The organism is Porphyromonas sp. CAG:1061 (genome assembly GCF_000435035.1).
Taxonomy (GTDB): Bacteria; Bacteroidota; Bacteroidia; order Bacteroidales; family Porphyromonadaceae; genus Porphyromonas_A; species Porphyromonas_A somerae.
Genome location: NZ_HF988913.1, coordinates 38038 through 50662, shown reverse-complemented (window position 1 = coordinate 50662; position 12625 = coordinate 38038). Strand labels below are relative to the sequence as shown.

The following is a 12625-nucleotide window of genomic DNA, read 5'->3' as shown; positions in this document are numbered from 1 at the left end:
AGTTTTATGAAGGTGACTAAAGATAGTTTTTTGTCCTTGATAAGACTATTTTACGAGGAACTTCAATGGCTCGCCATTCTAGAAGAGTAGTCTATCCCGATACTCCTAAAGATCCTCTCGACATCCTTACCCATAGATACTCCGATGAATACCACTCGACAAGATATCCTAATGTATAACCTCTGAGTCTCCTACCCTTCTAGGTATTAATGTCGGTTATTATACGTAGAGATAGGGGTATTTTTGGTAAGTTTGCCTTTGAGAACTATTTGTTATCCTTAACGAATGAGTAAGAATAAACAAACCAAGTTTGCAGAGCTGGATGCTTTGCCTAACGTGCTTCAGTATCCCTACAAGGTCCTCAAGGGCTTGGAGGGGCGTTTCCCTTATCGTGGGGTGTGGGGCACGAAAGTCTTTGGCAACGACCACCCCATTATTATTGAGCTTGGGTGTGGTAGGGGGGAGTATACAGTGGAGCTCGCCCGCAATCATCCCGAAAACAATTATATCGGTATTGATATCAAAGGGAACCGGATGTGGAGTGGTGCCACCACTGCCCACCGAGAGGGGCTGGGGAATGTGCGTTTCCTACGTGCAGAGATAGAGTCATTGACCTCCTTTTTTGGCGATGGTGAGGTGAGTGAGCTATGGCTCACCTTTCCCGATCCACAGATGCGCAAGGTGCGTAAGCGACTCACCTCTACCCACTTTTTGATGCAATACAAGCAGATATTACGTAGCCCCAAACTACTCCACCTAAAGACTGATAGCCAGTTCTTATTTACCTATACCTCACTGGTGGCGAAGCACAACGGCCTAGAAGTTTTGGAGTGCCACAAGGATATTGATGAAGAGGTTAGTGAGACCTCAGACCTAAGACGCATTCAAACTTACTACGAGAGTCAGTGGAGGGGAAGGGGCATCTCTATTAAGTATCTGAAAATAGCTTTGGACAATCTTTCACACACCCCTATAGAGCCGACAGAAGAGGTGCCATGGGATAGTTATCGGAGCTATGGTAGAGAAGCACGTAACACAATGAATCAGACGAATCAAAAGATATGAGTAGAATTACAGAACAAAATATATTGGATGCCTTAAAGGCAATTACGTACCCTGGGGAAAATGAAAACATTGTCTCCAGCGGTATGGTGCAGAACGACATAAAGATCGAAGGCAATAAGGTCTCCTTTTCAATCCGATTCAGGAAGGCGAAGGATCCTTTCTATAAGTCAGTGATTAAGACAGCCGAGTCTGTGTTATTGAGCCAGGTGGATGAGTCAATGGAAATAAAAGGTAATATCACACCGATATTTCCTGAGCTTCCACCCGCACCGGCAGAGGATAAAATCCTTCCTTATGTGAAGAATGTTGTAGCCATTCATAGTGGTAAAGGCGGTGTAGGCAAAAGCACAGTGACCTCCAATCTGGCAGTCTCTTTGGCTAAAGCAGGGTATAAAGTGGGCCTACTAGATGCCGATATCTATGGTCCTTCTATTCCTCGGATGCTTCACTTGGAGGGGAGCCGTCCCGTCCTGGTAGAAGTGGATGGCAAGGAGCTGATTGACCCCCCAGTAAAATATGGGGTAAAGGTGCTCTCCATAGGTTTTTTCGTGAATAAGGAGGATGCTATTGTGTGGCGAGGGACGATGGCTTCGAATGCGATGGGGCAATTGATTAGAGAGGGCAATTGGGGTGAGCTAGACTATCTGCTAATTGACCTACCTCCCGGCACCTCTGATATCCACCTATCCCTTATTCAGATGCTAGGGCTAACCGGTGTGGTGGTGGTGACCACTCCGCAGAATGTAGCCACCGATGATGCTCGAAAAGGAATCAGTATGTTTCGTGACGAGAAGATCAATGTACCTATCCTCGGTGTGGTGGAAAATATGTCGTGGTTTACTCCAGCCGAGTTGCCACAAAATAGATACTATATCTTTGGCAAGGATGGGGGTAAGATAATGGCTGAAGAACTTGGGGTAAAGCTACTAGGGCAGATACCACTCGTACAGAGTGTACGGGAGGCAGCAGACAGTGGCGATCCGATTGCCACTAGAGATGATGCGATTATGGGCATCGCTTTTCACAACCTTGCCGATAATTTAGTCGCTGCCGTGGAAGCGAGGAACTCGGAGTTTCCCCCTACATCAAAGGTGGAAATCACTCATAGATAAAGCAAACACAATAGTAATACACACACATATATAAATAAAGAATCCAATGCCAACAGTTGATACAGCCATACGAGGGACGAATCCCTTGAGACGCTTTACCAAATGGATCGGAGGAATTAATCCCTCTGTCTTTATGTTTTCCGCAGCAATATTGGCCATCATATTTGCCAATTCATCTCTATCGGGGCTCTACACACGCATTCTGGATGCTCCAGTTAATCTAGAGATTGGAGGCTATAAGTTTTTCCAAGTTCATGGCCGTACCATGACGCTCACGGAGTTTATCAATGATGCCTTGATGGTGCTCTTTTTCTTTAGTGTGGGGCTAGAGATTAAGCGAGAAATGGTCAATGGCTCCCTCAGCTCCGTGCGGAAAGCGATGCTACCAACGCTTGCTGCATGCGGTGGTATCATTATGCCGGTGCTACTATTCTTGGCGATAGAAAATCAAGACCCTATCGCCCTGAGAGGTGTGACTATACCTATGGCTACAGATATTGCCTTTTCGCTAGCAGTACTCGGGCTACTGGGAAAACGTGTGCCAGTGACACTCAAGCTATTCTTGATGGCGTTGGCGGTGGTAGATGATATCGCAGGCATACTAGTAATCGCTATCTTCTACTCATCTGGAATTCAGTGGATCCCCTTGGCATTGGGTATAGCGACCATTATCATCGCCTACCTCTTCTCTAAAAATGGAGTGACTAAGAGCTCGACCTACTATATCCTTCTATTTATTGTGTGGACCTTCTTTATGCACTCTGGTATCCACTCCACGATTGCGGGGGTGCTACTCGCCCTAGTTATTCCACATAAGCCAACGATTCATCCAAAAGATCTTGAGGAGGATATGAAGCGACTGGATATCCATGTGGCGACATCAAAACAGGAGGGCTATGTACAAAAAGATTTTCTTGATGACGACTACATAGGTGATATGCAGGTGACTCAAAGAAGAATACAACGCACCATCTCACCAGTGCAGATTATGGAACACGAGGTATCGCCTTGGGTGCATTACCTAGTGCTACCTCTATTTGCCTTCTCCAACTCCGGTATCGCTTTTGGGGAAATGACAGGTTCGGCTGCGATAGGTGTAGCAATTGCCGTTGCTGTAGGTCTTTTCGTCGGGAAGACAATTGGTATATTCGGTTTCACTTTCCTAGCTACCAAGCTAAGACTAGTAAAGCTGACCCCTGGTGTCACCTACGCCAACGTATTTGGCATATCAATATTTGGTGGTATTGGCTTTACTGTTTCTCTATTCCTTGCAGCTCTGGCTTATCAAGGGATAGGAGCCGAGGCAGCTGAATACCTCAATATGGCTAAGCTCGGCATCATTATCGGTACACTGGTGTCGGGTATTGTAGGAGTATTGGTATTGAGTGCTATCCTTAAATGGGAATCGAAAAAGGGACGAGGGGCAGCAAGCCAAGAGTACAAGGACTACCTAGCAAGCAATCATTAATTATCAACAAGTTAAAAGTAATTTTATGGCGTTTTTTGAAGAGTTTAAGGAGTTCGTATCTAGAGGCAATGTGCTAGATATGGCTGTCGGTGTAGTCATCGGTGGTGCCTTTGGCAAGATCGTATCATCGGTAGTGAATGATATAATAATGCCACCTATCGGTTTACTTCTTGGTGGGGTAGACTTTTCAGACTTGAAAGTGGTACTTCAATCTGAGCAGGTGAATGAATTGGGCGAAGTAATTCAGCCACTTGTAACCCTCAACTATGGATCATTCATACAGACTGTGGTGGACTTTCTAATTATTGCATTTGCGATCTTTACGATGGTGAAAGGAATTAATCAGCTGAAGAGAGCTGTGGAGGAGGAGAAGCCAAAAGAGCCAGAGAAGCCAGCAGCTAAGCCCGATGATGTAGTCCTTCTTGAGGAGATTAGAGACCTACTTAAGAAGCAATAAGACCAACTATAATTCTATCACAAAGTTGCCACAATTCACCACTCGGTGTTGTGGCAACTTTTTATTTTGGACAACTCGTCACAATACTACAATCCATTAAACCTCCCAATTCGTTATAGACAAATACATTATATTCAACTGATAATCAACAACTATAGTCGCTATAACATACAATATATACTTCTTTCGCACAAATATAATGGTTAATTCTGGTCAACTTGTGAGATAATTCGGTTATCTTTGTTTGCAAAAATGGAGAACGCTTCAATGCTTATCTTTCATACACTTGACTGACTTACTAGGTTTTAATAGCCTATAATTAGATATAAACATATAGCACCAAATGGAAAAGAAGTATTACACCTTTGATGAAGCCTTTAAAGCTACACTTGAGTACTTTAAGGGCGATGAGCTTGCCACAAAAGTGTGGTGCTCTAAGTATGCACTGAAAGATGGGAAGGGGAGGCTACTAGAGTGCACGCCTACCGATATGCACCATCGTATTGCCTCTGAGATTGCTCGTATCGAGGCTAAGTACCCCAACCCCCTTAGCGAGGAGAAGATCTTTAAGCTAATGGACCACTTCAAGTATGTTGTGCCACAAGGAAGTCCTATGACTGGGATTGGCAATAACTTCCAAGTGGCGTCGCTCTCCAATTGCTTTGTGATTGGTATGGACGGACCTAGCGATAGCTATGGCGGTATATTCAAGATGGACGAGGAGCAAGTGCAGCTGATGAAGCGACGTGGTGGCGTTGGTCAAGACCTTTCCTATATACGTCCTGCGGGTTCACCTGTAAAGAACTCTGCACTGACCTCTACGGGTCTTGCCTCCTTTATGAATAGGTACTCCAACTCCACTCGTGAAGTGGCTCAGGATGGGCGCCGTGGAGCTTTGATGCTATCTGTCTCTATTCAGCACCCCGATAGTGAGTCTTTCATTGATGCAAAGCTAGAGGAGGGCAAGATCACTGGCGCCAACATTTCGGTCCGCATCAGCGACGAATTTATGAGGGCTGTGGTGGAGGATGGAGAGTACACACTACAATACCCGATTGAGGTAAGCGATCCGAAAGTAAAGAGGACTATCAAAGCTCGTGAATTGTGGAATAAAATCATCCACAATGCATGGAAGAGTGCCGAGCCAGGAGTGCTATTCTGGGATACGATCATTAGGGAATCACTGCCCGATTGCTATGCCGACTTAGGTTTCAAGACCATCTCCACCAATCCCTGTGGAGAGATTCCACTCTGCCCTTATGACAGTTGCCGCCTATTAGCCATTAATCTTTATGGATACGTTGAGAATCCATTTACAGATAAGGCGAAGTTCAATTTTGATCTTTTCAAGGAGCACATTGGCTATGCCCAAAGGATCATGGACGACATTATCGACCTCGAGAGCGAAAAGATCGATGAAATCATTAAGAAGATTGAAAGCGACCCCGAGGGTGACGATATCAAGCGTACTGAGATGGAGCTTTGGCAAAAAATCAGACGTAAGACTTTGATGGGACGCCGTACAGGACTAGGTATTACTGGAGAAGGGGATATGTTGGCTGCCCTGGGCTTACGCTATGGCACAGAAGAGGCCACCGAGCATGCAGTGAAGGTACAAAAGACCTTGGCTTTGAGCGCTTATGAAAGCTCCGTTAATATGGCTAAGGAGCGTGGGGCATTTGAGATCTATGATGCCAAGCGTGAGGCGAATAATCCGATGATGTTGCGTATTAAGGCGGCCGATCCTAAGTTATACGACAACATGGTGAAGTATGGTCGTCGCAACATCGCTTGCCTCACCATTGCACCTACTGGCTCCACCAGTATTATGACTCAAACCACCTCCGGCATTGAGCCAGTGTTTATGCCTGTATACAAGAGACGCCGTAAAGTCAATAGCAATGAGCTAGAGAATTCCAAGCCCACCTTCGTTGATGAGATGGGCGACCAGTGGGAGGAGTACATCGTGTACCACCACCACTTCAAGACTTGGATGAAGGCTAATGGCTATGACCCTGATAAAGACTATAGCCAGGAAGAGATAGATAACCTTGTAGCAAAGTCGCCTTATTACAAGGCTACCTCCAACGACGTTGACTGGGTGGCCAAGGTCCGTATGCAAGGTCAGATGCAGAAGTGGGTGGACCACTCTATTAGCGTTACCGTGAACCTTCCTAATGATGTAGATGAAGCACTCGTGAATGAGCTTTACATTACTGCTTGGAGTGAGGGCTGCAAGGGCTGTACTATCTATCGTGATGGGTCGAGGACTGGAGTATTAGTCGCTGCGGAGCCTAAGAAAAAGAGCACCCCAGCCGAAGCAGAGGATACTACCTCCATTCCATTCAAAATGCCACAAAAGCGACCCACCGAGCTAGAGGCCGACATTGTTCGCTTCCAAAATAATAAGGAGAAGTGGATCGCCTTCATCGGTCTAGTAGATGGTCGCCCCTACGAGATCTTTACCGGTATCGACGACGAGGATGAGGGGCTTTATATCCCCAAGCGCATCAATAAGGGCTTAATCATCAAGGCTTATGACCCTGATGGCACCAAGCACTACGACTTCCAGTATAGCAATAAGAGAGGGCTCAAGGTGACTTGTGAAGCACTCGACACTAAGTTCAATCCAGAGTTCTGGAATTACGCCAAGCTAATCAGTGGAGTACTTCGCTACGGAATGCCTATTGACCAGGTGATTGCACTAGTACAAGGAATGGAGCTCAATGATGAGTCCATCAACACTTGGAAAAATGGTGTTGAGCGTGCACTTCGCAAGTATGTCGCTACAGGTCAAAAAGCAACTGGGCAGAAATGCCCCAACTGCGGTTCAGAAGATTTGGTCTACCAAGAGGGTTGCCTTATCTGTCAAAACTGCGGTAACTCCAAGTGCGGTTGATCGCATTCAGCAAATATCATTGTAAATGAAAGTAGTTGGTTCATTCAGAGATCCTATCTGATGAACCAGCTATTTTTATTTTATAGCATTCAATGTAAATAAAGCTCAACATCCATATTGAGAGGAGAAAATCTCAAGATTTATATATAAATTTGTGCCAATGATAAGTGGGGGAAGGCAACTAGCAGAATAGTAATCAGTAAATAACATAATGATTTAAGTGATGAACAAAACAATTCAAGTATGGATTAGTGCTTTACTAATCGCACTGCTGAGTGGCTTTTCAGTCGCTTCAGCCCAAGATCAAGTAGCACCACTTCCTATTGACAAAGATGTGCGAGTTGGCAAGTTACCAAATGGGCTTACCTACTTTATTCGCCACAACCAACAGCCTAAAGAGCGTGCCAACTTCTATATCGTGCAGCGTGTAGGCTCAATGCAGGAGGAAGACAACCAATCAGGATTGGCACACTTCCTAGAGCATATGGCATTTAATGGCTCTCGCCACTTTGCTGGTAAAGGGATGATCAATTACCTTGAGAGTATCGGCGTGAAATTCGGTGCTGAGCTCAATGCATATACTTCTTTTGAGGAGACAAGGTACACCATTATGGATGCACCCGTGAGCGACACCTCTGTTATTGATTCTTGCGTCTTGATCCTAAGAGATTGGAGCGATGGCATTGCACTTCTTGACGAAGAAATCGACAACGAGCGCGGTGTGATCCAAGAGGAGTGGCGACAGAGCGAAGATGGCAACATGCGTACCATGACCACCATGCTCAAGAAGACCTTCCCCGACCTTCGTTATGGCCACAGGCTTCCTATCGGAAGCATGGATGTTATTCGCAACTTTACCTACCAAGAGCTACGTGACTACTACCACAAGTGGTATCGTCCCGATCTTCAAGGATTGGTAATCGTAGGTGATGTAGATGTAGATTATGTAGAGCAAAAGATCAAAGATACTTTTGCAGATATGCCGGCTCCAGTTAATCCTGCTGAGCGCGTGTATTTAGAGGTTCCAGATCGTGAAGCACCCATTGGTATTGTGGTGACAGATCCTGAGACCACTCGGACTATGATCTCATTCTCCTACTCCACCGATGCACTTCCAAGAGAGCTAAAGGCATCTGCAGTAGGGCCTGCAATGAATTATGTCACTTCCATCATCACGAGCATGATGAATGACCGCTTCACCGACATTGCCCACAAACCCAATGCACCATTTGTGTATGCAGGGATGTCCATGGGCTCTGTGATGGGATTTGTTCCTACCGAAGACGAAGCTAGCTTCATCGCGATCGCTCACGAAGGGCGTACCGAGGAGGCACTTAATGCCATTGTTGCCGAGATGAAGCGTGCCAAGGAGTACGGCTTCACAGCAGCCGAGTATGAGCGTGCCAAGGCAGACTTGATCAGTACATACGAAAACCTTCTGAATTCAAAGGATAACCGTACCAATACCTCCTACGCCGATGAGTATAGCGACTACTTCACCAAGGGTGGCTATATCCCTGGAATTGAGGTAGAGTATCAATTGATGAATAACCTTGCTCAAGGCTTTACTTTAGAGCTCATCAATCAGTATTACCAGCAGTATACAGAGCCTAAGAACCTAGTGGTTACCCTTATGGCTCCTGAAAAGGAGGGGGTTAAATACCCTACAGAGGCTGAGCTGCTAGAGCAATACAATAAAGCACTCCAGCAAGAGGTTGAAGCCTACACAGATGAGTTTGCTGGCGTAGAGCTGATGGAAAATCTGCCAGAGCCAGGCAAGCTTCTTTCAGAGCAAACAGGCCTTAAGTTTGGTGCTACCTTGTGGACATTCAGCAATGGGGCAAAGGTATATGTACTTCCTACCGACTATAAGAAAAATGATATTCGCATCTATGGCGTAAGCCACGGTGGATATCTACAGTATGCCAACGAAATAGGTAGCATCAATACCCGTGCCTCAAGGCAATACGCCACTATTGGTGGGCTCGATAAGTTTAGTGCTACAGACCTGATGAAGGTATTGGCTGGTAAGGTAGCTACTTCCAACACTGGTGTATCCGAAGTCAAGGAGTGGGTCAATGGTTCATCATCAGATAAGGATATTGAGACGATGTTCCAGCTTCTTTATCTCAATATGACCTCTCTTAGAAGTGATACTGAGGCCTTTGAGTCAGCCATCGAAAAGTCAAAAGCAATGCTCAAGGCAAGTGCTGCTGACCCGCTAACTGCTTTCTGGGATAACACTTCACGACTTATCTACCCAGATAACGACCTCACTTATAAGCTACAAGCCGAAGATCTCGATCAGATAGACTATGCGAAGATGCTAGAAGCTTACAAGACTCGGTTTGCCAATGCAAGTGACTTCACCTTCTTCCTAGTTGGTAGCTTTGACCAAGAAAAGGTACTACCTCTAGTAGCTCGCTACATTGGTGGTCTACCAGGCAATCATACCGTAGAGCCCGACCAGTCGTCAAAGGCTTTTGCCAAAGCCAAGAATAGCCACCAAGAGAAAATGGAGCTAAAGGCAACTACCCCTATGGGACTTTCACTAGGTCTATTTGTGAAAGACGGTACTTATGAGTTGAAGGAGAATATGATTATCGATATCCTTGGCGAGGTACTCAGCCAGCAGTTCTTCAAGAGTATCCGAGAAGACGAGGGTGGCACTTATGGAGTAGCTGTACAGAGCAATACCAGCAGAGCTCCAAAGGGCGAAGAGTCTTTACTCGTATTCTTCCAGACCAATCCTGAGCAACTCGACCACCTCAATGCTAAGGTAAAGAGCGAGCTCAATCAGATTGCTGAGGGTTCCATCAATATCGACGAGTACTTCAATAAGACCGTCCTCAATATGAAGAAGGGCTACGAGCAAAATCAAAGAGAGAATAGCTACTGGATGAATATCCTTGTAGACTACTACTTCAATAACGACAATGCCTACGACAATTATCTTGAGACACTTGATAGCATCACTATTGATGATATACGCAATGCGTTGAAGGATATTCTTGCCAACGGCCGTTACCTAGAGCAGATCGGCGTCACTGTAGAGAAATAAGCGACACCCCCATATATAATGCAGATAAAGCTCAGCTGGCACATACCAGTCGAGCTTTATTTGTTTTGGGACTTTGTACCAAGGCGATCTAAGGAAATACTTTGCCAACTACAAGCACTTTAAGACCGTTCTATGGACCTTCATAAACTAATGGGATATGAGGGCAAAAGTTGAGTTGCAACTAAGCATTTGCCGAGATGCAACTAAGCAATCGGTGAGTTGCAACTAAGCAATCGGCGAGATGCAACTAAACTTTTGCTGAGTTGCAACTAAAGCAAGCACCAATTTATAATACTGAATTTCAGCACATTACAATTCAGATTTTAGCTCCCTCATTATTACACGAGAATGACGAACGAAGTGAGACTTAGGTTTTAAGTGGTCACTGACAATTACTCTGCCACTTTTATATTAAAGAGTGCTCTTCCCCATTTGCATTTTGGTGCAAACAACACGCCCAAATAAGGGATAGCTAAACTTAGCATTAAATTAGGTATTGACGTGCCCACAAGCGGAGCATTTAGTGATTGATAAATCATTATGGTCACCTCATTGACCCAACGTTTAAGTCCAAAGAGTGGCATCGCGTGAAAGCAAAGAGCCACCAACGAGTACTTTCCCCATAGAACCAACTGATTACTCAAAAAATCCGTTTTCGCTGCAACCAACCTTGATAACGAATAAAATAGATAGGTGCCAGCCAAAGCGGTGATAATCTCAACTGGATAAGCGAGATATAACGTTTGATATGAAGCATTTAATTGTGACTTACGACCCATTAATAGCCAAAAAACTAATGCCAAAATGAGCGTCCAGCTGTGCTTATCAAGGTAAATTAGCACTTGATATTTTCTAATCAGATGCCCTATACAATAGAAAAGCAGATTGGTAAAACCAGCCAATAGAGCAAGGGGAAGCGTTACGAAAGCATTGAGATACATTGCAACTAGCGAGACGACCACCACAATAGCCATGGTCCATTCTTTGAAATTACGAAAGAGCACGTTGTATAGAAATCTCACCCAAAAGATCGCCAACAAAAACCACAATGGTCCAACACTTAAGATATTCATTTGTCCCAATTGGCTGTTTATAGGCATTGCCCAAAGAAAGGAATATAGGTTAGCTTTTAAGGTCTCACAAAAGGGTTCATTATTCAGTACTAAACGATTAATGAAAATAACAATACAAACAAACAGATAAGGAACGATGAGACTCCTGACATCCCTCCTCACTTGAATCATCACCTCCTTTGGCTTATAAAAATAGCCACTAATAAGCATAAATAGCGGCATGTGAAAAGAATAGATATAGACTCTAATTATTGATTCACTTGTAAAGTAATGACCTAGTACCATTAATAGGATGCCAAATCCCTTCAATATATCAAATGTAACATCACGTTTTCCCATCATCCAAAGATATTCAGTTAGTAATTCTTTGCAAAGCTAATCTATTTTGACGGAATTAAGCAGAACTAAGAAGGCAAGCTTTTATTATGCTACTACATAGGGAGATATCTGATTGGCATATAACATAGTACATTAAATTGGCTTTGAGGGTATTGGCAAAACAATTTGTAGCTCATTATTGCACAATCGGAGTTTTTTTTGTAACTTGCCACTAGGTAGTCTGTGAGATAGGTACCTTGCGGTTAGTGGTAGGATTAGGAGGCAAGTTGCCATTCTCAAAGACTAATTTCATTATTAAATATACGGGTATTTTTACCTCCCCATTTTCTATCCTCCGACGTTGATCATGACCTATTGGAAACACGAACCGCTCATCATAAAGGGAGCAAGAAGCCTGCTCTTTTTGCTCTACTTCTTGATTTCGCTCTATCTCTCACATGACAGCTCTCCCCTCCTTTTTGGGGTGACAGCCGGTGGAATGATGCTTTATGCGGTGTTGATTGTGGGGTCGTTAATTTTGAAGAAAAAGCAAGGCTTAAAGTAGCTTTTACGCAAGAAACCTATACACATTATATATACTATTTTTGAACTAATCTAATAACATTTGATGATGAGTAGATGCAGAGAGATGTCGCTTAGTGCGGCGGTGGCGGAGATAGCAGATGGCTCCAAGGTGGTGCTGGGTCATGGAGCAGTGACCCCCAATTGTGTGATGGAGGAATTAGTAAGACAGTGCGACCGCTTCAAGCAGTTGCAGATTTTCCACTTGATCTACCTTGGAGAGGCGGTGCACTTAGTGCCTGGTATGGAGCAGCACATGCGGGTCTGCTCACCTTTCTTGAGTGGTGCGGCGATGCGTAATGCAGTGCGAGAGGGGCGTGCCGACTTTATCCCCCGACATTTTTCGCAAGTGCCGATGCTCTTTGCTGAGGGAGGGGCTTTTCAGCCCGATTGGGCAGTGGTGCAAGTGACCCCACCCGATGCCGAAGGACGGTATAGCTGTAGCCTCTCCTCGGACTACACTCTGCCAGCAGCTCGATGTGCCAAGCGGGTATTGGCGGTAGTCAATCCCGAGCTACCCTATATTGGTGGCGATAACTTCCTAAAGGCAGAGGAGATAGATATTTTGGTGACCCATGCCTCGCCAGCAC

General features: G+C 44.9%; 7 protein-coding genes and 1 pseudogene. 7 read left to right on the top strand and 1 reads right to left on the bottom strand.

Annotation, left to right across the window (positions count from 1 at the left end; translation table 11 throughout):
* The first annotated feature begins 285 nt into the window (after positions 1-285).
* The 6 genes from trmB (at position 286) to QVO39_RS04760 (ending at position 10062) form a co-directional block, all read left to right on the top strand.
* Positions 286-1065 carry a tRNA (guanosine(46)-N7)-methyltransferase TrmB gene (trmB, locus tag QVO39_RS04785; RefSeq protein ID WP_021903235.1) on the top strand — a complete coding sequence of 260 codons (780 nt, stop codon included), beginning with the start codon at positions 286-288 and terminating at the stop codon, positions 1063-1065.
* Positions 1062-2177: an Mrp/NBP35 family ATP-binding protein gene (locus QVO39_RS04780; RefSeq protein WP_021903234.1), complete on the top strand. Its 1116-nt coding sequence runs from the start codon at positions 1062-1064 to the stop codon at positions 2175-2177. Before trmB ends, QVO39_RS04780 begins: the two co-directional genes overlap by 4 nt.
* A 46-nt stretch (positions 2178-2223) precedes the next feature.
* Positions 2224-3645, top strand: coding sequence for a Na+/H+ antiporter NhaA (nhaA, locus tag QVO39_RS04775; RefSeq protein ID WP_021903233.1), 1422 nt, complete (start codon positions 2224-2226; stop codon positions 3643-3645).
* A 25-nt stretch (positions 3646-3670) separates the two neighbouring features.
* Positions 3671-4102 (top strand): large-conductance mechanosensitive channel protein MscL, encoded by a 432-nt coding sequence (mscL, locus tag QVO39_RS04770; protein WP_021903232.1) that lies wholly within the window; start codon positions 3671-3673, stop codon positions 4100-4102.
* 343 nt (positions 4103-4445) lie between these two features.
* Positions 4446-7001: an adenosylcobalamin-dependent ribonucleoside-diphosphate reductase gene (locus QVO39_RS04765; RefSeq protein ID WP_021903231.1), complete on the top strand. Its 2556-nt coding sequence runs from the start codon at positions 4446-4448 to the stop codon at positions 6999-7001.
* A gap of 223 nt (positions 7002-7224) precedes the next feature.
* Complete coding sequence (locus tag QVO39_RS04760; RefSeq protein ID WP_021903230.1) at positions 7225-10062, top strand: M16 family metallopeptidase; 2838 nt, start codon at positions 7225-7227, stop codon at positions 10060-10062.
* A gap of 392 nt (positions 10063-10454) precedes the next feature.
* Here the strand turns inward: QVO39_RS04760 and QVO39_RS04755 are convergent, their stop codons facing one another.
* The gene (locus tag QVO39_RS04755; protein ID WP_021903229.1) at positions 10455-11477 is read right to left on the bottom strand and encodes an acyltransferase family protein; all 1023 of its coding nucleotides are present in this window, start codon (positions 11475-11477) and stop codon (positions 10455-10457) included.
* 604 nt (positions 11478-12081) lie between these two features.
* Here QVO39_RS04755 and QVO39_RS04750 point away from each other — a divergent pair.
* A pseudogene (locus tag QVO39_RS04750) lies at positions 12082-12625 on the top strand (acetyl-CoA hydrolase/transferase family protein); the annotation flags it as partial.

Bases quoted from the DNA above. Each gene is read 5' to 3' on its own strand.
- trmB (WP_021903235.1), top strand. From the start codon at position 286: ATGAGTAAGAATAAACAAACCAAGTTTGCAGAGCTGGATGCTTTGCCT.
- QVO39_RS04780 (WP_021903234.1), top strand. From the start codon at position 1,062: ATGAGTAGAATTACAGAACAAAATATATTGGATGCCTTAAAGGCAATT.
- nhaA (WP_021903233.1), top strand. From the start codon at position 2,224: ATGCCAACAGTTGATACAGCCATACGAGGGACGAATCCCTTGAGACGC.
- mscL (WP_021903232.1), top strand. From the start codon at position 3,671: ATGGCGTTTTTTGAAGAGTTTAAGGAGTTCGTATCTAGAGGCAATGTG.
- QVO39_RS04765 (WP_021903231.1), top strand. From the start codon at position 4,446: ATGGAAAAGAAGTATTACACCTTTGATGAAGCCTTTAAAGCTACACTT.
- QVO39_RS04760 (WP_021903230.1), top strand. From the start codon at position 7,225: ATGAACAAAACAATTCAAGTATGGATTAGTGCTTTACTAATCGCACTG.
- QVO39_RS04755 (WP_021903229.1), bottom strand. From the start codon at position 11,477: ATGATGGGAAAACGTGATGTTACATTTGATATATTGAAGGGATTTGGC.